This window comes from Nonomuraea sp. NPDC052634 (genome assembly GCF_040678535.1).
GTDB lineage: Bacteria > Actinomycetota > Actinomycetes > Streptosporangiales > Streptosporangiaceae > Nonomuraea > Nonomuraea fastidiosa.
On the sequence record NZ_JBFATY010000004.1, the window covers coordinates 268,513 to 287,759 of the forward strand.

Consider the following 19,247-nt stretch of genomic DNA (forward strand, 5'->3'; position numbering starts at 1 on the left):
ATGCTCGCGCAGCAGGGCGCGGATTCGGGGTCGGGCGCAGTGCGGCCGGAGCTAGCGGACGACCTTGGTCTTGACCGTCTTGGCGTAGCCGTGGACGGGGATGCCGAGCCGGTCCAGCTCCTCCTTGCTCATGTCCTCCATGCCCGTCTGGACGTCGTAGGAGACGATGCCGAGCCTGGCGGTCTGGGTGCCCCTGGCCTTCTTGGTGAGCCGCACGTCGAAGATCATGGCGATGGCCTCGCCCTTCTCCACGACCTTGGGGATGAAGCAGTAGAGCGCCCGGCCGTCGAGCTCGCACTCGGTTCCCTTGACGCTGGAGCGGTAGTAGACCTTCTTCAGGTCGATGCCCTTGGGGAACTGGCCGCCGAGGAAGTAAAAGTCGGCGTAGTGGGGGCCCTTGTTCTGGGCGATGACGGTGTAGGAGATCTTTCCGCCGGCCTTGACCTTCTTCGGCGCCTTGACCGACACGTCGAAGACGGAGAAGGGCTCGGCCTGCGCGGCGGCGGCCGACGCGGTGGCTGACGTGGTGGCCGACGCGGGGACGGCGGTGAGCAGCAGGGCGCCGGCCGTTAACGCGACGGTGGCGACCTTCGGCAGTGTGTTTCGCATGCAAACGTCTCCGTTGCGGACGGGAAACGGGGACGTGTCACCTAAGGCCCCCGTAAATGTTGGCTTTTCCTATCACGCAGGCAAAAAACATGTAAAGCCTATTCCTGCAGGATCAGATGCGTGTCGCCGAACTCGTGCCACAGGTAGCCCGCGCGCAGCGCCTCGTCGTACGCCCGCGCCAGCGCCCGCTCGCCCGCGATCGCGGCCAGCATCATCAGGTGGCTCGACCGCGGCTCGTGCAGCCCCGTGATCAGGCCGGTGACCGCCCGTACGCCGCCCTGAGGCGTCACCACGTGCCTGGTCCACCCCCTGGCGGCGGTGACCTTCCCCGAGGCGTCCGCGGCCGTCTCAAGAGCCCGTACGACGGTCGTGCCCGCCGCCACCACGCGGCCCCCGCCGCGCCTGGTGACGTTGACCAGCCGGGCCGTGGCGGCGGGCACCTCGTACCGCTCGGCGTAGGGCGGCTCGTCCTTCTCCGGCGAGGCCACCCCCGTGTGCAGGGTGATCGGCGCGATCCCGATCCCGCGCGAGACCAGCGCGGTCACCAGCGCGTCGCTGAACGGCCGCGCCGCGCTGGGCATCTCCGCGCTGCCCGGCACGGTCGCGAAGACCGTCTGGTACGCCTCGATCGGCCAGTCGCGCTCCACGTACGCGTACCGGATCGGCACCCCGTGCATCCGCAGGTACGCCTCCACGTCCCGGTCGAGCGCGGCCCGCCACAGCCGGGGCGTGGCCCGCTCGATGAGCCGCAGCGTGGCGCGTCCCGGCAGCGGCAGCCACTCGCCGGGCTCGCCGCCCGCGTACGGCTCGGTGGCGATGCCGGCGCGGCGGCGCAGCTCCACCAGCCAGGTGCCGTCCTGCTCGGCGGTGGAGAAGTGCACGGCGAGCCGGTCGAGCCGGACGGCGGCGGGCAGCGTCGCGGAGTTGTTGACCACGATGAGATCGCCGGGGTCGAGCAGGTCGGGCAGGTCGTGGAAGCGGTGGTGGCTCGGGGCGAGGTCGCCGCGCGTCAGCAGCAGGCGTACGGCGTCCCTGGGCGTGCCGCGCGCCTCGGGCGGTTCGTGGGCCGACAACTCGGGCGGCAGCGAGAAGTCGAGCGCCGCGGTCATTGCAGGCTCACCTTGCCGCTCGCCGGGCGCGAGCTGATCAGGTCGTACAGGGCCGCGGCGACCTTGGCGGGGTCGGTGGCGTTCGCCGCCTCGCCGGCGCCGACGGCGTCGGCCAGCATGCGGGTGTTCATCTCGCCGGGATCAACCCACCACACGCGTACGCCGGGCTCCTCGGCGGCCAGCACGTTGGAGAGCTGCTCCAGCGCGGCCTTGCCGGCGCCGTAGCCGCCCCAGCCCTCGTACGCGCCGGTCGCGGCGTCGGAGGTGACGTTCACGATCGAGCCGCCCGCGGCCCGCAGCGCCGGCAGCGTGGCCTGGATGAGCGCGAGCGGCGCGGTCACGTTCGTCTCCAGCGCTCGTCTGAAGGCGTCCAGCGGATAGTCCGCGAGATGCGGCAGTGGCGTCGCGCCGAGGTCGCTGGCGTTGTTGACCAGCAGGTCCAGCTCGGGCGCGGCGGCGGCGAGGCGCGCCACGTGCTCGGGGTCGGTCACGTCGCCGGGGATCGCGGCCGCGCCCAGCTCGGCGGCGGCGCGGTCGAGGTCGGCGGCCCCGCGGGCGGTCAGGACGAGTTTCCAGCCCGCCGCGCCCAGCGCCCTGGCCAGGGCCAGGCCGAGTCCGCGTGAAGCTCCGGTGATGAGTGCGGTGTTCGTCATGTGACCGACGCTAGGAACGGGCGGCGCTGCGGACATCGGGCCGCGGGCCCGCCCCCGCCTGGGCACTTCGTCCTAGGACCATAGAGTGAGGCACGTGCCATCCGACAGAGACGCGATCCTTCAGGCGGTGAGCTCGGCCGTGCTCGCGGTCACCCGCCACCTGTCGGTGCGCGAGGTGCTGCAGGTGATCGTACGCTCGGCGCAGCGCCTGCTCGACGCCCGCTACGCCGCGCTCGGCGTGCCCGACGACGACGGCTCGTTCGCCGAGTTCGTCGCCGAGGGGCTGACCGACAAGCAGTGGGAGGCGATCGGGCCGCTGCCCCGCCAGCACGGCATGCTCGGCGCGATGCTCCGCGACGGCAGCCCGGTCAGGCTCCCCGACCTGCGCAAGGACGAGCGGTTCGAGTGGTGGCCGAAGGCCCACCCGGTGATCAAGGACTTCCTCGGCGTGCCGATCCGCGACGGCGACGAGGTGCTCGGCATCATCTTCCTCGCCAACAAGCGGGGCGGCGGCGGGTTCACGGAGGCCGACCAGGAGCTGCTCACGCTGTTCGCCGCGCACGCCGCGATCGCGCTCACCAACGCCCGCCTGTACGAGCACAGCCGCGAGCTGGCGATGCTGGAGGAGCGCAACCGCGTGGCCAGGGAGCTGCACGACGCGGTCAGCCAGAACTTGTTCTCGCTGCGGCTGTCGGCGCAGGCGGCGGGCGCGCTGCTGGACAAGGACCCGGGCAAGGCCGCCGCCGAGCTCGACCGGGTCCAGCGGCTGGCCGGCGAGGCGATCTCGGAGCTGCGGGCCGTCATCGTGGAGCTGCGGCCGGCCGAGCTCGACCGGCACGGGCTGAGCGAGACGCTGCGCAAGCAGGTACGCTTGCTCGACCGGTTGCACCCGCCCCTGGTGGTCTTCGAGTGCGGCGAGCTGCCGCCGCTGGCCGCCGAGGTCGAGGTGGCGGTGCTGCGGGTGGCCCAGGAAGCGCTGCACAACGCGCTGCGCCACTCCGGCGCCGAGACCGTACGCGTGCGGCTGGCCTGCGAGGACGGCACGCTGGTGCTGACCGTGCGCGACGACGGCAGTGGCTTCGACCCGTCGCAGCCGCAGCGCGGGCTCGGGCTGGCGTCGATGTGCGACAGGGCCGAGTCCGTCGGGGGCGTGCTGACGGTCGAGTCCGCCCCCGGCCAGGGGACGACCGTACGCATGGAGGTGAGCGCGTGATCCGGATCCTGATCGCCGACGACCATCCGGTGGTGCGGCAGGGGCTGCGCACGTTCCTCGACCTTCAGGACGACATCGCGGTCGTCGGCGAGGCCGGCGATGGCGCGCAGGCCGTCGAGCTGGTCGCCGAGCTCTCGCCCGACGTGCTGCTGCTCGATCTGAAGATGCCGGTGCTCGACGGGCTGGGCGCGCTCGAACGCCTCACCGGCACGCCGACCAGGGTGGTCGTGCTGACCTCGGTGAGCGACCCGGCCGACGTCGGCCCCGCGATGCGGGCGGGCGCCGCCGGCTTCCTGTACAAGGACGTCGATCCCGAGGCGCTCGTGCAGGCCGTACGCGCGGTGCACGGCGGCCAGGTGCTGCTCGCCCCCGAGGCGGCCGAGGCGATGCTGGCCTCACCGGGCAACGGCCCCGCCCCGGGCCCCGTGCCGCTGACCGAGCGCGAACGCGAGGTGCTGGCGCTCATCGCGGCGGGCCGCTCCAACAGGGAGATCGCGCGCAGCCTGGCGGTGGCGGAGAAGACCGTCAAGACGCACGTGTCCAACGTGCTGATGAAGCTCGGCGTGCAGGACCGCACTCAGGCGGCGCTCTACGCCGTACGCCACGGGCTCGGCTGAGTCACTGGTAGGAGACGGGCTCGAAGATGGCGTGGTGCGCGGCGATCAGCGCGCGGCGCACGGCACGGTCCAGCTCGCGCAGCGCGCGCTCGCGTACGGCGAGCTGCCCGGAGGTGAGCCCGCGCGAGTCGGCCAGGCGCAGCACGGCGGCCAGTCGCGTGGCGAGCGCGGAGACCCGGTGGGCGCGTGCGGGATAGCCGGGGGCCAGCTCGCCGCCCCCGCCCAGGCGGCCGGGGCGGTCGCCCGCGGGCCCCTCGACGGACGTCAGGGCCTCGGTGGCGGCGCGCATCGTGTCGGACAGCTCACGCTCGGCCTCGGCCAGCGAGGGCAGGTCATGGCGTACGGGGCCGGCGTCGTGCACCTCGAAGCGCACGCCGGCGTACGACGAGCCGCGCAGGTCCGGATGGGGCACCAGGCCGAGGTTGCGGTCAGCGAGCACCGCGATGACGGCCTGCCCGGCGTCGACCGCGGCGGAGTTGAACGCGGGCGGCCCCGACAGCCCCAGCGGGTCTCCGGGCACCGGCAGGGCGAGCCGCAGCTCGCGCAGGCCGTCGGCGCGCAGGTTCGCGAGATGTTCGCGCAGCCGCAGCTCGCCCACGACGGCGGGCCCGGCCGCGGCTTCCACCTGGTCGGCCGCCTCGTCGAGGCCCACGTGACCGGACAGCCACGCGTTGCCCCAGGCGACCAGTGATGGGCTGACAGTCGATTCAGGGCGCACCGGTCCACGATAAGCGGTCGCCCTGCAATAGGTTTGTCCCCAGGGTCACTCCTAAGGAGGTATCGGGGATGGGTGGTCAGGTGCTGCGGCTCCAGGACGTCGCCGTCAGGCGAGACGGAGCGGCCCTGCTGCGCGGCATCGACTGGACGGTCAACGCCGACGAGCGGTGGGTCGTCATCGGGCCCAACGGCGCGGGCAAGACGACGCTGCTGCAGGTCGCGGCCACGCTGCTCTATCCGAGTGAGGGCGTGGTCGAGGTGCTGGGCGAGCGGCTCGGGCAGGCCGACGTGTTCGACCTGCGGCCGCGCATCGGGCTGGCCAGCGCCGCGCTGGCCGAGCGCATCCCGCCGGAGGAGAAGGTCATCGACCTCGTGCTGACGGCCTCGTACGCCATCATGGGCCGCTGGACCGAGGAGTACGACTCCAACGACGTCACCAGAGCCGTCGAGCTGATCGACATGATGGGCGCCGCCCACCTGATCAGGCGCAGGTTCGGCACGCTGTCGGAGGGCGAGCGCAAGCGCGTGCAGATCGCCCGCGCGCTCATGCCCGACCCCGAGATGCTGCTGCTCGACGAGCCGGCGGCGGGACTCGACCTGGGCGGCAGGGAGGATCTGGTGCGCCGGCTGTCGCTGCTGGCCGGCGACTACCGCTCGCCGACGCTGGTGCTGGTGACGCACCACGTGGAGGAGGTGCCGGCCGGCTTCACCCACGGGCTGCTGCTGCGGCACGGCTCGGTGGTGGCGCAGGGGCCGCTCGACCACGTGATGACGGCCGACAACCTGTCGCAGACGTTCGGGGTGCCGCTGTCGCTTGAGCGCAGCGCGCAGGGCCGCTGGTACGCCAGAGCCCACTGATCGCCGTTTCGTACGGTAAAGAACGCCCCAAGAGGAAACCCCCTAGGATCTACGGAGTCGGTTTCCTCGGCTTCGGAGCGTCGCCATGTCCGTCGAGCAGCTCGTCGTCGCCCTCGTCGTGGTCGCGGCGGTGGGCTTCGGGGTGGCCCGTACGATCCGCATCATCCCCCAGGCCACGGCCGCCATCGTCGAGCGGCTCGGCCGCTACCACCGCACGCTCTCACCCGGGCTCAACCTCGTGGTGCCGTTCATCGACCGCATCAAGGACGTGATCGACCTGCGCGAGCAGGTGGTCTCGTTCCCGCCGCAGCCGGTGATCACCTCCGACAACCTCGTGGTGTCCATCGACACCGTCGTCTACTTTCAGGTCACCAACCCCAAGGCGGCCACGTACGAGATCGCCAACTTCCTGACCGGCGTCGAGCAGCTCACCATCACCACGCTGCGCAACGTCGTCGGCGGCATGGACCTGGAGCGCACGCTGACCTCGCGCGAGGAGATCAACACCGCGCTGCGCGGCGTGCTCGACGAGGCCACCGGCAAGTGGGGCATCAGGGTCAACCGGGTCGAGCTGAAGGCCATCGACCCGCCCGCCTCCATCCAGGACTCGATGGAGAAGCAGATGCGCGCCGACCGCGACAAGCGGGCGGCGGTGCTGAGCGCCGAGGGGCAGCGCCAGGCGGCGATCCTGGCCGCCGAGGGCGAGAAGCAGGCGGCGGTGCTGCGGGCGCGCGGCGAGGCGGAGGCGGCCGTGCTGCGCGCACAGGCCGAGGCCGAGGCGCAGGCGATGCGGGCCAAGGGGCAGGCCGACGCGATCGGCATGGTGTTCAAGGCCATTCACGAGGGCAACCCGACCCAGCAGCTCCTCGCCTACCACTACCTGCAGACCCTGCCGGAGATCGCCAAAGGCGACGCCAATAAAATCTGGATCGTCCCATCCGAAATGGGAAAGGTCCTGGAAAACCTGGGCGGCCTCTTCACACCCCCCAAGGGTTCGGACACCCAGTGAGAGTCCGGCGGGCTGCGCGGTCCTGACCGGGATGATGTGACGGCAGTCCGATCGGGAGGGTCGTGTGACGGGGTGGGAGCTGGCCGTCGTCGTCGGCGTCGGTGTGATCGCCGGCGCCATCAACGCGGTGGTGGGGTCGGGCTCGCTGATCACGTTCCCCACGCTGGTGGCGCTCGGCGTCGATCCCGTCGTGGCGAACGTCTCCAACACCGTCGGCCTGGTCCCGGGCTCGTTCTCGGCCGCGTACGGCTACCGCGCCGAGCTGCGCGGGCAGCGTGACCGCCTGCTGCGCCTGGGCGCGGCCTCCACGATCGGCGCGCTGATCGGCGGCGTGCTGCTGCTGTTCCTCGATCCGAGCGTGTTCGAGGTCGTGGTCGTGGCCCTGATCGCGCTCGCCTGCGTGCTGGTCATGGTGCAGCCGAGGCTCAACACGTGGATGGCCGCCCACCGCGATATGCCGCACCCGCACGGCGGTCCCGCGCTGTGGCTGGGCGTGCTGGGCGCGGGCGTCTACGGCGGCTACTTCGGCGCGGCGCAGGGCGTGCTGCTGATCGGGCTGCTCGGCATCTTCCTCGACGACGGCCTGCAGCGCATCAACGCGGCCAAGAACGTGCTGGCGCTGACCGTCAACGGGGTGGCCGCGCTGCTGTTCGTGATCGTGGCGGACGTGGACTGGCAGGCCGCCGCCGGGGTGGCGTTGGGCGCGATCGTCGGCGGCTGGCTGGGGGCGCGGCTGGGCCGCCGCATCCCGGCGCCGATCCTGCGCGGCATCATCGTGTGCGTGGGTAGTGTGGCGATAATCGTACTGGTGTACGGATAACTCCACCTGGGTATGACTTTGTCATGAAAGGTGACCGGGTGGAGATCGTCATCGACGCGGGTGGCTCGTCACCCCGCACATACGAGATCACGGCCACCCGCGCCGGACGGCGGGTCGAGGTGGCCACCCGGCGCGGGCTCGTCGAGGTGAGCGAGGTCACCAGGAGCGGCACGCCGGTGCGCACCGCGCGGTTCATGTCCAGCCGCATTCTCGCCCTCGTGGAGCATCCCGCCGACGAGTCCTAGCGGAAGTCGGCCGCGTGGTCCTCGGCCCACTGGCGGAACGTCAGGGCCGGGCGGCCGAGCAGCCGCTGCACCGTGTCGGTGGCCCGCTCGGGGGCGTCCACGAAGGAGCCCCAGGCGGTCAGCGCCTGCTCCACGAACGCCGCGTCGCCCCACGCCTCCATGAGCTGCTCGCGGGCCTCCGCTGGCGGCTGCTCCTCCCAGCGCACCTCGCGCCCGATGACCTCGCCGATCACGCGCACCTGCTCGATCTGGGTCAGCTCGGCGGGGCCCGTCAGCGCGTACGCGGCGCCGCTGTGCCCGGCGGAGGTGAGCACGTGCACCGCGACCGAGGCGATGTCCCGCTCGTGGATGAGCGCCCGCGACGCCTGCCCGAACGGCCAGCGCACGACGCCGCGCCTGATCTGCTCCGCCCACACCAGCGTGTTGGCCGCGAAGCCGCCGGGCCGCAGGAACGTCCACTTGAGCGGCGTGCGCCGGATGAGCCGCTCGATCGCCGCGTAGTGGGTGTTCTCGCCGCCCGGCACGTGCGCCGACAGGTAGACCACCCGCCGCGCGTGCCTGGCGATGGCCTCCACCACCTCGCCGGCGTCGCCCACGTTGAACTCCGGCCAGAGCAGGAAGACGCTCTCCACGTCCTTCAGCGCGGGCTCCAGGCTCTCGGGGACCGTCAGGTCACCCTGTACGGTCTCCACGCCCGCCTGCACCTTCTCCGGCCGCCTCGCGAACGCCCGTACGTCCAGACCGGCTTTGGCGAGCCGGGACACCACATGTCTGCCCACATTGCCGGTCGCACCGGTCACCAGGATCTTTCCCATGCTGCGACCGTAGGACCTCAACCAAAGTTCAGGTCAACCCCGGCCGCACCTGAATCGTGCCGTCGCGCCTGATCCGGGTCTCGAACACCGGGGCGGGCGCCGTCGCCGGCCCGTGCTTGACCGAGCCGTCCTTCAGCCGGAACGTGCTGCTGTGCCACGGGCACACCACGCACGCCTCGCCGTTCTGCATGACCAGCCTGCCCTGGTGCAGCGGGCCCGCGAGGTGCGGGCAGCGGTCGCCCAGCACGGTCACGCCGTCGCCCTGGCGCAGCACGAAGAGCTGGATGTAGCCGAGCCGCCGCGCCACGGGCCGCCCCTCGGGCAGGTCCTTGATCGGGCACAGGTCGTGCCAGCCCAGCGGCACCAGGTGCGTCACCTGCGGCGCGTGGTTGGCGCCCGCCGCCTGCCGGTGCGCCAGGTGCCCGCCCAGGTACGCGCCGAGCCCGCCGACGGCCAGGCCCGCGTACGACAGCATCCGGCCGGGCCGCTCTTGCCCGCGCAGGCGGGCCAGCAGCGAGGCGGTGAACAGGCCGAGCGCGGCGGTGTTGGCCAGCATGTGGACGAAGCCCACCCGCTGCTGCTCGCGGTGGAGCATCGACCAGTCGGTCACCCCGGAGGCCGTCGTGGGCAGCGCGTTGACGATGCCGGTCGCCAGCAGCAGGCGCGCGGCCCTGGGGTCGGCGTTCGCGAGGTCCAGCACGGCGGTGGAGAGCCAGCAGCCCAGGCTCACCGTGGCCAGCGACGGGTGCACGGGCTCGCCGAGCGGCACGCCGTGCAGCATGTCGCGCAGGCGGCCCTGGCGCAGCCGCCGGCGTACGACCTTGGCGAGCGCGCGGATCGGCCGGTCCAGGCCCTTCGACTTCTCGAGCCGATCGGCGAGGGCCACCGGCCCGGCGAAGCCCCGAAATTGCCGACGCTTCGCACGTACTGTCTCTTTCACGACAAGTCCCCTACCCCGGGCATGAGGGGATCACTCGGACAGGTGTCCCCTGGCCACGGAGAGTTCGACCAGCTCGAGGGCGTACTTGCCCAGCGACGGCGAGCCTTCCTCGATGATCCGCACCTTCTCCCGAACCTGCGCCGCCGTCACCTTGAACAGCGGCCAGGTGCCCCCTTCGGTGTGGTGGTTGGCCAGGATCGGGGCGAACCTGTCGAGCGCCTTGGCGAACTTCGCCTCCGGCGTCTTGCGCTCCTCGAACTCCTCCCACAACTCCCGCAGCCGCGCTCCCTGCTCGGCGGGCAGCAGGCCGAAAATGCGGTCGGCGGCGGCCCGCTCGGCCTCCGCCTGCGCGGCCACCTCCACCGGGTCGTAGATGAACGTGTCACCCGCGTCGATCTCCACCAGATCGTGCACCAGCAACATGGCCACCACCCGCTGCAGGTCGGTTCCGGGTGGGGCGTGCTCGCCGAGGATCATCGCCAACGTGCCCACGTACCAGGAGTGCTCGGCGGTGTTCTCCCGTCGCGAGCCGTCGATGAGGTGGTTGCGGCGGATGATCCGCTTCAACTTGTCGATCTCGATGGCGAAGGCGATCTGGGCGTTCAGGCGGTCCTCTTCTGGCACGATAGTCACGCGCGACACCCTAATGTGCGGTGATCACCCCGGTTGGTGAAATCGTGACCGGAACTCCGTTGAACACTGCGTTACCACTTGGGGCGTCGATCGCCGTTTCGTCCGTGAGCGCGTTGGCGCTGACGCCCGCGTGATCGGCCGCCACGCGCTGCGCGCTGTCCGCGTGGCCCCAGCCGTGCGGCAGGCTGACCACGCCCGGCATGATCGTGTCGGTCGGCTCCAGCACGACCGTGACCTCGCCCTTCGCCGAGCGCACCACCGCCTCGCCGTTCAGCCCGAGCCTGGCCACGTCGTCGGGGTGGATCTGCAGCGTGCACGTGTTGCTACCGCCCACCAGCGGGGCGACGTTGTGCATCCAGCTGTTGTTGGAGCGCAGGTGCCGCCGGCCGATGAGCACCATCTCGGGCGGGGCCTGCTCGAGCTTGGCGCGCAGCCGCTCGACGTCCTCGATGATGTGCGGGGGAGCCAGCTCGATGAGCCCCGACGCGGTCCGCAGCACCTCGCCGAGCCGCGGCTGCAGCGGGCCGAGGTCCAGGCCGTGCGGGTGGTCGAGCAGTTTGCGCAGCGACAGCTCACCCTTGCCCGACCACTCGCCGTACGGGCCGAGCCGCAGCATCATGTCCAGCCGCCGCTCCGCGCCCGTCTCACCGTCCAGCAGCGCGCGCAGCTCCGCGACGTCCCGGCCCTCCACGCCGGACCCGGGCGTCTGCGTGGCCTTGCGCAGCGTCTCGTCGATGACGTACGCGTCCAGGTCGCCTTCCAGCCCCGAGGCGATGCCCGCCAGCCTGGCCAGGATCTCCGCCTCCGACGGCCGCCCGTCCAGCGGCAGCACCGGCCGCGAGTACCTGGCGTAGTTGCGCACCGCGAGCCCGAGCAGCGAGAAGTCGTAGTGGCCCGACTGCAGGATGCGCGGCGGCGGCAGGATCACGTCGGCGTGCCTGGTCGTCTCGTTCAGGTACGGATCCACGCTCACCATGAAGCCGAGCCGACCCAGCGCCTTGTCCAGCCGGGCCCCGTTGGGCGCCGACAGCACCGGGTTCCCGGCGATCGTCAGCAGGAACCTGACCTGGCCCTCGCCCGGCGTCTCGATCTCGTCGGCCAGCGTGGCCACCGGCAGCTCGCCGTTCGCCTCCGGCAGCCCGCGCACCCGGCTGCGCCAGCGCCCCACCTGGTACGGCCGGCGCCGCCCCGGCGGCTCCGTCGCGGGCTTGGCGAACATCACGCCGCCCGGCCTGTCGAGGTTGCCGGTCAGCACGTTGAGCACGTCCACCAGCCACTGGGCCAGCGTGCCGAACTCGGCCGTGCAGGTGCCGATGCGGGCGTACACGGCGGCCCGGTCCGCCGCCGCCAGCTCCCTGGCCAGCCGCGTCACCACCTCGGCCGGAACCCCCGTACGGGCCGCGACCGCGTCCGGCGGGAAGTGCTTGGCCGCCTCGCGCACCTCGGCCAGCCCGTTCACCTCGTGCCGCAACCTGACCAGGTCCTCGGCGAACAGCGTGTGCACGATGCCGAACAGCAGGTACGCGTCCGTGCCCGGGCGGATGAACACGTGCTCGTCCGCCAGCGCCGCGGTCCGCGTACGGCGCGGGTCCACCACGACCAGCCGGCCGCCGCGCCGCCTCAGCGTCTTGAGCCTGCCTGGGAAGTCGGGGGCCGTGCACAGCGAGCCGTTGGACTCCAGCGGGTTCGCGCCCAGCATCAGCAGGTAGCCGGTCCTGTCCAGGTCGGGCACCGGAATGGCCATCGGGTGGCCGAACATCAGCCCGGCCGCCACGTGCTTCGGCATCTGGTCGGCGGTGCTGGCGGAGAAGACGTTGCGGGTGCCGAGCGCCTTGACGAGCGGGGCGACGTACAGGGCGCCCGCCATGGTGTGCGCGTTGGGGTTGCCCAGGTAGACGGCGGTCTCGCGCCGGTCTTTCACCTGGTCGAGGCCCGCTCGTACGGCGCTGAACGCCTCCTCCCAGCTCGCCTCGCGAAACCGGCCGTCGCGTTTGACGAGCGGGGCACTCAGGCGATCGGGGTCCTCGTCGAGCCGGCCCAGGCTCGCGCCCTTCGGGCAGATGAACCCCTTGCTGAACGGGTCGTTCTTGTCGCCGCGCACGCCCGTCACGCGCCCGGCGTCGTCGAGGGTGAGCGTCAGGCCGCAGACGGCTTCGCAGAGGGGGCAGGTCCGGTGCACGGTGGACGGCATCACGACTCCTGAGTTCGCCAGATGAACTCATCTTCGCGCGGACCGCGCGCATGGGGAAGCCCCGGAGATCGCCGGATCTCCGGGGCCGGGCCGTGTGGGCCGGGCGCACGGGGTGGGAGCATGGGGAAGCCCCGGAGCCCCCGCGGTCTCCGGGGCTTCGCTTCCTAGGGACCCGGTTCCCTAGGTCTTCACGCCGCCCTCGGCAGCACCACCTCGGTGCGCAGATCAGGCGGCTCCTCGAAGTCGGTCCGCAGGGCGACCCAGGAGCGGCGGCCGTACAGGCGGTCGAGCCCCGGGGAGATCGCACCGGGCGATTCGTCCCTGCGGACGATCTCCACGAGCACGAACTGCGAGCGCGTGCGGTGCCGGTACACGTTCACGCTGCGGGCCCAGCAGGCCGCGGCGATCTCCTCGGCGTACGCCTCGAACTCCTCGGCGCTGATGCCGGCCCTGACCATGATCAGCGCTTTCTCGCCCGTCACCGTCGGCGTGATCCACAGCACCAGCGGGATCCGTCCCGCCCGGGTGTGCATGGTCGTCTCCATGCACACCCGGTGCAGGCGGTGGCGGGAGACCACGCACCAGAAGTGCGCGGCGACCCAGCTGCGGCCCGCCTTGGTGGCGGCCGGCGCCGACACGGCGCTGGTCAGCAGGACGACCGGCACCCATTGGCCGTTCCGGGTGGCGCCGAAGAGCGCCAGCACGAACAGCGCCGCGGCGCCGAGCAGCAGCAGCTCGGTCCTCGCCCGCCACAGCTTGACCAGCGGCCGGCTCCCGCGGACGGCGGGGAGGTCCTCGTTGGCGGGGTAGATCTGGTTGCGCGGGTTCCTCGCCATCAGGACACCTCCTCTGTCACCTTGCGTGGGAGGCGGAGCTGGTCGAAGCGCGGGTCGCGGTAGCGACGGGAGCCGAACCCCGTCCTGGTCACCGTCCAGCCCATGCGGAAGGCGAACTCGTCCGGCTCTACGCAGATCTCGTAGTCAGCCGAGGCGATGAGGTCCCGGATCCAGGACTTGATTCGGCTGAGTCCCTTGGTACCTTGTGAGTACATAGAAGACCCCCTTTCGCGGCATTTAGAGGTGGCTTCTTGGCCGGTCCGACGGCTGATGACCGGTCTCGCCGCAGGGTGGCAGCCCGTGGTGCGACGAAGAATCGGTGGTCAGCCGCGGATCGGCTTTTTGCATGCTCGATCGAGCGAATTCGCGCTGTGCGCTCAGGCGATGACGAAGTCCTTCCGGCAAGTGGCCTCCCTGGGGCGGTGATTCGTTTCCGGGACGGCGACGTTGCCGGGGGCGCGCCCGCCGAACGAGCGCGTGATCATGGCTGGGAGTCCCCACGCGTGCGGCCGATGCGTCATGTCCGGCCTCCTCACCACTCGAGAACCCTCCTAGTTCAGATCGTCCCCCGAGGTCGGCGAAGCTGCAATACTTTGAGCAAGGGAAGATTTAAGTTTCTTCGCTTATTGCCCTGCAACTTGCACGCCAACTGTCATCGCCACGGTACGAGGAGGAAAACCTGGCCCGCCTCCGGCGCACCTGCGAAGGTTGTCCTTGCTCCTACGCTCTCTCCGTGAAAGCCTTCTGGCAAGGCTGTGCGGCACAACTCATGCAACTTGCAGTGTAAGATTGGGCGAACGGCCCAAAAAGCCGGACTGCAAACGATCCCTTCCGGCTACACCTTCATTCCCGAGAAGGAGAGTGGACGGTGCCATCGCAGCAGGGCAGTCCCACAGTACGGCGGCTCCGCTTGGGCCAGGAGCTTCGCCTCCTCCGCGAGCGGCGCAAGCTCACCGGCGCCAAGGCGGCCAGAGACCTCGGCTGGTCCGCCAGCAAGGTCAGCCGCATCGAAGCCGCCAAGACCATGCCCAGCACTGAGGACATCAAGGCCCTTGCCAAGCTGTACCGGCTGGACGGTGACAAACTTGATGAACTCTTCGGCTTGTTGCGTGATGCGGAGCAGCGAGGGTGGTGGGAAGATTACGAGGACGCCCTGCCCGAGGAGTACACGACATTCCTGGGGCTGGAAGCGGAGGCCACCGTTCAGCGCAACTGGGAACCCCAGGCTGTGCCTGGCCTCCTGCAAACCGAGGACTACGCGCGAGAGGTCATCCTGGCCACGCGTGGTATCGCACGCATAACGCACAGTGGTGTCCGTAGTCGCGTCGAGGCCCGTCTGGACCGGCAGCAACGAGTTCTCCACAGGCCGAACCCGTGCCAGTTGAGCGTGGTGCTGGACGAGGCGGCTTTGCTGCGGCAGTTCGGCGAGCCCTCGGTCATGCGGGAGCAGATGGAGCATCTCCTGGAGATGTCCGTCCTGCCGCACGTGAGCGTCCACGTCCTCCCGCTGGATGCACTGCATCCGGTGAACACGGGTGCGTTCATTCACCTGAAGTTCTCGGGTTTTGACGATGTGGTGTATCTGGAACAGCTGTATACAGCCGACTTCGTCGAAGATCTTGAACGGGTCGCCGGATATGAAATGGCATTCGATCATATGAAATCGGAGGCCTTGGATGAGGATGAATCGCGAGTCCTGATCCAGCGAAAGGCGATGCTGTGGCGACGATGACGGCATGACCTCACCAAAGAGGCAATGACGCCTCTGACCCTTTGGGGAGAATATGCACAACGATATTTCGAGGGCGGCCTGGCGTAAGGCGAGCTACTGCAACGGTGCGACCGCGTGCGTTGAAGTGGCGCCCCTGGCGGATGGCAACGTAGCGATCCGCGACAGCAAGCAGGACGACGGGCCTGTGCTTGTGTTCACTCCTGAGGAGTGGGCCGCCTTCGTTGCGGGAGTCCGCGACAACGAGTTCGACCTGGCCACGCTGGGCGCGAGCGCGTGACGAACGGCCCTGGAGAGTGACGTCACCGGCTCTCCAGGGCCGTTCCTTTGTGATGCTGAAACCCCTTTGTTGCATGCGGCCCTGAAAAGGGCCGCTCAATCCCATCAAACGTGTCGACTATGGCCGGGGAAGCGCGACTCCGGCGTGTTTGCTGCGGCATGCTCTACCCCCTCATGGCGTGACCGTGCATTCCGAACTCCTGCGCGGAGTCGGTGATGGCCTCAGGGCTCGTGAGAGGATGCCATGGGTAACTCGGATTCACCTACGAGCGAGTGACTCTCCCGCCTTCTGGATCGCCGGCGCGAACGCGATGTGACGCTCTGAATCGCTATTCGTCTCGGACGTCATCTCCGGTCCGGGATATGACGGTGAATGGCCGGACCACCGGGGGTTGCCCGGTGCCCGGCAAGGGGGGGAGTCGGTCATGCGGAGGCGAGGGGCTTTGGGCGGCGGGTGAGGAAGAGGGAGCTGAGGCCCGCAAGTACGGCGAGACCGGCCATCGCCAGAGAAGTGGTCATGGGGGCGGAGGACGTGGGGCCGGTGTCGAGGGTGATGAAGAGGGTGCCGATGGCGGCGACGCCGATGACCTGGCCGATCTGCATGACGGTGAGCAGGGCGCCGCTCGCGTCCGCCGCGTACGCGCCGTCCACCTGCTCGGTGGCCAGGTTCGTGACCGCGACCTGCACGCCGAGGCCGGCGCCGACGAGGGCGCTCATGATGGCGTACACCACGCCGCCGCTCGCGGCGAGGCCGAGGCCGACGTAGGCGGGGGCGGCGACCACGTAGCCGAACGGCAGCAACGGCCGCTGCAGGCGTACGGGCAGGCGCGGCCAGGCGAGCCCGACGAGGCCGAACGCCAGCGCGCACGGCACCAGCATCATGCCGGAGGCGAGCGGCGTCATGTGCAGGTCGCCCTGCAGGTGCAGGGCGGAGGTGAACAGGAAAGCGCCCCAGGTCGCCGGGCCGAAGAGCAGGACGGCGAGGCCGGGCCGCATGCCGGGCGCGCGCAGCACCCGGGCGTCCACGAGCGGCCGGCCGCCCCGGCCGGTGCCCCAGCGCTCGACGCGTACGAACACCGCGAAGGTCACCACGCTCAGCGCCATCGAGATCCAGCCCCACAGCGGCCAGCCGAGGTCGCGGCCGAGCACGAGCGGCACCACGAACAGCAGCACGGCCGCCGACAGCGTCACCAGGCCCCACGGGTCGAGCCCGGTCCGGCCGCCGCCCGAGTCGTGGGGGAGCAGGCGATGCCCCGCGATCAGCAACAGCGCGGCGACGGGCACCAGCACCAGGAACACGATCCGCCAGCCGAGCCCGACGCCCAGCAGGATGCCGCCGAGCGCCTGCCCCGCCACGATGCCGCCGCTGATCATCAAAGACCAGAGGCCGATCGCCCGGCCGCGGGCCGCGCCGTGGTAGTTGCGCTGGATCAACGTCAGCACCTGCGGCATCATCATCGCCGCCCCGGCGCCTTGCAGCAGCCGGGCCGCCACCAGCCAGCCCGTCGTGGGGGCGAGGCCGGCGGCGAGCGTGGTCACGGTGAAGGCCGCCAATCCGCCGAGGAACGCTCTGCGGTAGCCGAACAGGTCGCCGACCCTGGCTCCGGTGATCAAAAGGACCGCATAGACAATGGTGTAACCAGCGATGATCATCTGTAGCCCGGCGCCCGACGAGTGCAGGTCGGCCTCGATGGTCGGGGTGGCCACGTTGACGATGTTGACGTTCAGGATGGCCAGGAACTGCCCGAGGAGGATGGTCGTCAGGAGCAGCCCACCGGCTTTGGGGGCCTCCTGCGGGGTGGTCACCCCATCAGAGGACACAACGGTGGTTTGCGACATGTTGTGAAGTCTGCCGTGACCCCAGTACCAGTAACGAGAGCCCATTTATACTGGTATTGGGAGTAACTGGCTAAGTGCCGCAGATGTCACGCATAGTGGATTAATGCAGGTGGCTGAGGCAAGACGTACGGATCTGTCGGCGTTCCTGCGCTCCCGCCGTGCGCGGATCACGCCGGAGATGGTCGATCTGCCGCCGGGCACGCGCAGGCGCACCCCCGGGCTGCGCCGCGAGGAGGTCGCCCAGCTCGCCGGGGTCGGCGTCACCTGGTACACGTGGCTGGAGCAGGGCCGGCCGATCAACGCCAGCCCGCAGGTCCTCGACGCGATCGCGCGTACGCTGCGCCTGGACAGCGCCGAGCGGCAGCACCTCTACCGCCTGGCCGGCCACGTCGCGGATCCGGTGCCGGCGAGCTCCGGGCAGATCACGCCCGAGATGCAGGTCATTCTCGACCGCATGGGTGACATGCCCGCCGTCATCTCCAACGGCCGGTGCGACGCCCTGGCCTGGAACGACGCGTACGCGGCGCTCTTCCCCGAGGTCTGCTCCGCTCCCGAGGGTGAGCGCAACCAGCTCTGGCAGCTGTGCACGCGCCCCTCGACCACGCTCATGCTGGTCGATCACGACCAGGAGCTGGCCAGGCTGGTCGCCGTCTTCCGCGGCGCCTACAGCCGGCACTCCGACGACCCGTGCTGGCAGGACTTCGTACGCCGGCTGCAATCCGAAAGCGCGGTGTTCGCGCGGCTGTGGGCCCGGCAGGACGTGGCCGAGGCGGGGTCGCGGGAGAAGGCGTTCAAGCACGTCGAGCACGGGCTGCTGCGCTTCAGTGTGACGAGTTTCACCACGGTGCCGGAAACGCGGATGCTCGTCTATACGCCGATGGATGACCCGACTCGTACGGCGATGTCCAAGCTCATGGAGGCTCCCCGGTAAACCGCCCTGCATGGCATGCTCGATCCCGAAAAGTCAGGTTTCGAGCGGAAGTGGCGGCATATGAGACTCCCCCGTGCCCTCCCGGTTTTCGCTGCGCTCTTTTCCGTGGCCGCCTGCTCGGCCATCCCGGGAGCTGAGCCGGAACGGCAGCCGCAGCGCAAGGAGGTCCAGCGGCAGGCCGCCGAGGAGCCGACCAGCGAGCCGACCAGGAAGCCCAAGCCCAAGCGGCGGCCGTACACCATCGCCTTCGGCGGCGACGTGCACTTCGAGGGGATCCTCCGTCCCCGGCTCGCCAACCCGCGCACCGCGCTCGGGCCGATCGCGAGCGTGCTGCGCAAGGCCGACCTCGCGATGGTGAACCTGGAGACCGCCATCACCACAGGAGGGACGCCGGCGCCCGGCAAGCAGTACACGTTCAGAGCCCCGGCCAGCGCGCTCACCGCGCTCAAGGCGGCCGGGGTGGACGTCGCGTCCATGGCCAACAACCACGGCATGGACTACATGGAGACCGGGCTCGCCGACTCGCTGAAGGCGATCAAGCGCGCCAAGTTCCCCGTGGTGGGCATCGGGGCGAACGCGACCGAGGCGTACCGGCCCTATCGCAAGACCGTGAACGGCAACCGGGTCGCGATCATCGGGGCCACCCAGGTGATGGACGCGGAGTTCATCCAGGCGTGGACGGCCACGTCGACCAAGGGCGGGCTCGCCTCGGCCAAGAACGAGGCCGCGCTGCTGAAGGCGGTCAAGCAGGCGCGCAAGAACTCCGACACCGTCATCGTCCACCTGCACTGGGGCACCGAGCTGCAGAAGTGCCCCAACGAGGCGCAGCGCTCGCTCGCCCCCAAGCTGGTCAAGGCGGGCGCCGACGTGGTGGTCGGCGGGCACGCGCACATCCTGCTCGGCTCCGGCTACCTGGACGACGCCTACATCAACTACGGCATGGGCAACTTCGTCTTCTACAACTCCAACCCCGCCACCACCGGCAGGACCGGCGTACTGACGCTGACCATCAACGGGCGGCGGATACTCAAGGACGTCTGGACGCCGGCCACCATCCAAGGGGGAGTGCCGGTGCCGATGACGGGCGCCGCCAGGACCCGCGCGGTGGCCGACTGGAAGGCGCTGCGCTCCTGCACGGGACTGTCCGCCCGCCCCGAATCGGAGTGATGGGGGCCGGGGCTCTTCTCCGCACGCCCGCCTGACG

At 70.4% G+C, this 19,247-nt stretch carries 21 protein-coding genes; 10 read left to right on the forward strand and 11 right to left on the reverse strand.

Annotated features, from left to right (window positions below; genetic code table 11):
- Positions 1–51: 51 nt before the first annotated feature.
- From AB0K67_RS20435 to AB0K67_RS20445, 3 genes are all read right to left on the reverse strand, one after another.
- Positions 52–609 (reverse strand): hypothetical protein, encoded by a 558-nt coding sequence (locus AB0K67_RS20435; protein ID WP_364062119.1) that lies wholly within the window; start codon positions 607–609, stop codon positions 52–54.
- A 98-nt stretch (positions 610–707) separates the two neighbouring features.
- Positions 708–1,718: an S-adenosylmethionine:tRNA ribosyltransferase-isomerase gene (locus tag AB0K67_RS20440; protein ID WP_364062122.1), complete on the reverse strand. Its 1,011-nt coding sequence runs from the start codon at positions 1,716–1,718 to the stop codon at positions 708–710.
- Positions 1,715–2,371, reverse strand: coding sequence for an SDR family oxidoreductase (locus tag AB0K67_RS20445; RefSeq protein WP_364062125.1), 657 nt, complete (start codon positions 2,369–2,371; stop codon positions 1,715–1,717). The genes AB0K67_RS20440 and AB0K67_RS20445 overlap by 4 nt, the downstream gene beginning before the upstream one ends.
- A gap of 94 nt (positions 2,372–2,465) precedes the next feature.
- On the opposite strand from AB0K67_RS20445, the gene AB0K67_RS20450 reads away from it, so the two are divergent.
- Together AB0K67_RS20450 and AB0K67_RS20455 are read left to right on the forward strand one after the other, a co-directional pair.
- A complete protein-coding gene (locus tag AB0K67_RS20450) occupies positions 2,466–3,584 on the forward strand; it encodes a GAF domain-containing sensor histidine kinase (protein WP_364062128.1) in 1,119 nt (372 codons plus the stop codon).
- On the forward strand, positions 3,581–4,201 hold the full coding sequence (locus tag AB0K67_RS20455) for a response regulator transcription factor (protein ID WP_364062131.1): 621 nt from the start codon (positions 3,581–3,583) through the stop codon (positions 4,199–4,201). Before AB0K67_RS20450 ends, AB0K67_RS20455 begins: the two co-directional genes overlap by 4 nt.
- A 1-nt stretch (position 4,202) precedes the next feature.
- On the opposite strand, the gene AB0K67_RS20460 is transcribed toward AB0K67_RS20455, so the two are convergent.
- Positions 4,203–4,919, reverse strand: a complete 717-nt coding sequence (locus AB0K67_RS20460; RefSeq protein ID WP_364062134.1) for a hypothetical protein — start codon at positions 4,917–4,919, stop codon at positions 4,203–4,205.
- Between the two features lie 68 nt (positions 4,920–4,987).
- Here AB0K67_RS20460 and AB0K67_RS20465 point away from each other — a divergent pair, with 68 nt between their 5' ends.
- The 4 genes from AB0K67_RS20465 (at position 4,988) to AB0K67_RS20480 (ending at position 7,850) form a co-directional block, all read left to right on the forward strand.
- On the forward strand, positions 4,988–5,776 hold the full coding sequence (locus AB0K67_RS20465) for an ABC transporter ATP-binding protein (protein WP_364062137.1): 789 nt from the start codon (positions 4,988–4,990) through the stop codon (positions 5,774–5,776).
- Positions 5,777–5,861: 85 nt separating this feature from the next.
- Positions 5,862–6,785: an SPFH domain-containing protein gene (locus AB0K67_RS20470; RefSeq protein WP_364062140.1), complete on the forward strand. Its 924-nt coding sequence runs from the start codon at positions 5,862–5,864 to the stop codon at positions 6,783–6,785.
- 64 nt (positions 6,786–6,849) lie between these two features.
- Complete coding sequence (locus AB0K67_RS20475; protein WP_364062143.1) at positions 6,850–7,605, forward strand: sulfite exporter TauE/SafE family protein; 756 nt, start codon at positions 6,850–6,852, stop codon at positions 7,603–7,605.
- A 23-nt stretch (positions 7,606–7,628) separates the two neighbouring features.
- Positions 7,629–7,850 carry a hypothetical protein gene (locus AB0K67_RS20480; protein ID WP_364062146.1) on the forward strand — a complete coding sequence of 74 codons (222 nt, stop codon included), beginning with the start codon at positions 7,629–7,631 and terminating at the stop codon, positions 7,848–7,850.
- On the opposite strand, the gene AB0K67_RS20485 is transcribed toward AB0K67_RS20480, so the two are convergent.
- From AB0K67_RS20485 to AB0K67_RS20510, 6 genes are all read right to left on the reverse strand, one after another.
- Positions 7,847–8,665, reverse strand: a complete 819-nt coding sequence (locus AB0K67_RS20485) for an NAD(P)H-binding protein (protein ID WP_364062149.1) — start codon at positions 8,663–8,665, stop codon at positions 7,847–7,849. The two genes, AB0K67_RS20480 and AB0K67_RS20485, sit on opposite strands and share 4 nt — an antisense overlap.
- A gap of 28 nt (positions 8,666–8,693) precedes the next feature.
- Positions 8,694–9,551 (reverse strand): Rieske 2Fe-2S domain-containing protein, encoded by an 858-nt coding sequence (locus AB0K67_RS20490; protein WP_364062152.1) that lies wholly within the window; start codon positions 9,549–9,551, stop codon positions 8,694–8,696.
- 84 nt (positions 9,552–9,635) lie between these two features.
- Complete coding sequence (locus AB0K67_RS20495) at positions 9,636–10,247, reverse strand: HD domain-containing protein (protein ID WP_364062155.1); 612 nt, start codon at positions 10,245–10,247, stop codon at positions 9,636–9,638.
- A 1-nt stretch (position 10,248) separates the two neighbouring features.
- Complete coding sequence (locus AB0K67_RS20500) at positions 10,249–12,429, reverse strand: molybdopterin-dependent oxidoreductase (RefSeq protein WP_364062158.1); 2,181 nt, start codon at positions 12,427–12,429, stop codon at positions 10,249–10,251.
- Between the two features lie 188 nt (positions 12,430–12,617).
- The gene (locus AB0K67_RS20505; RefSeq protein WP_364062161.1) at positions 12,618–13,265 is read right to left on the reverse strand and encodes a hypothetical protein; all 648 of its coding nucleotides are present in this window, start codon (positions 13,263–13,265) and stop codon (positions 12,618–12,620) included.
- Positions 13,265–13,480: a hypothetical protein gene (locus tag AB0K67_RS20510; protein WP_364062164.1), complete on the reverse strand. Its 216-nt coding sequence runs from the start codon at positions 13,478–13,480 to the stop codon at positions 13,265–13,267. Before AB0K67_RS20510 ends, AB0K67_RS20505 begins: the two co-directional genes overlap by 1 nt.
- A 653-nt stretch (positions 13,481–14,133) precedes the next feature.
- Between AB0K67_RS20510 and AB0K67_RS20515 the strand changes: the two genes are divergently transcribed.
- Both AB0K67_RS20515 and AB0K67_RS20520 read left to right on the forward strand, forming a co-directional pair.
- Entirely contained in the window at positions 14,134–14,997 is an 864-nt protein-coding gene (locus AB0K67_RS20515; protein WP_364062167.1) for a helix-turn-helix transcriptional regulator, read from the forward strand.
- Between the two features lie 52 nt (positions 14,998–15,049).
- Complete coding sequence (locus tag AB0K67_RS20520; protein ID WP_364062170.1) at positions 15,050–15,274, forward strand: DUF397 domain-containing protein; 225 nt, start codon at positions 15,050–15,052, stop codon at positions 15,272–15,274.
- Between the two features lie 422 nt (positions 15,275–15,696).
- Here AB0K67_RS20520 and AB0K67_RS20525 read toward each other — a convergent pair whose 3' ends face one another.
- Entirely contained in the window at positions 15,697–17,112 is a 1,416-nt protein-coding gene (locus AB0K67_RS20525; protein ID WP_364062173.1) for an MFS transporter, read from the reverse strand.
- A 103-nt stretch (positions 17,113–17,215) separates the two neighbouring features.
- On the opposite strand from AB0K67_RS20525, the gene AB0K67_RS20530 reads away from it, so the two are divergent.
- Positions 17,216–18,043: a helix-turn-helix transcriptional regulator gene (locus tag AB0K67_RS20530; RefSeq protein ID WP_364062176.1), complete on the forward strand. Its 828-nt coding sequence runs from the start codon at positions 17,216–17,218 to the stop codon at positions 18,041–18,043.
- Positions 18,044–18,148: 105 nt separating this feature from the next.
- Complete coding sequence (locus AB0K67_RS20535) at positions 18,149–19,210, forward strand: CapA family protein (RefSeq protein WP_364062179.1); 1,062 nt, start codon at positions 18,149–18,151, stop codon at positions 19,208–19,210.
- Positions 19,211–19,247 lie beyond the last annotated feature (37 nt).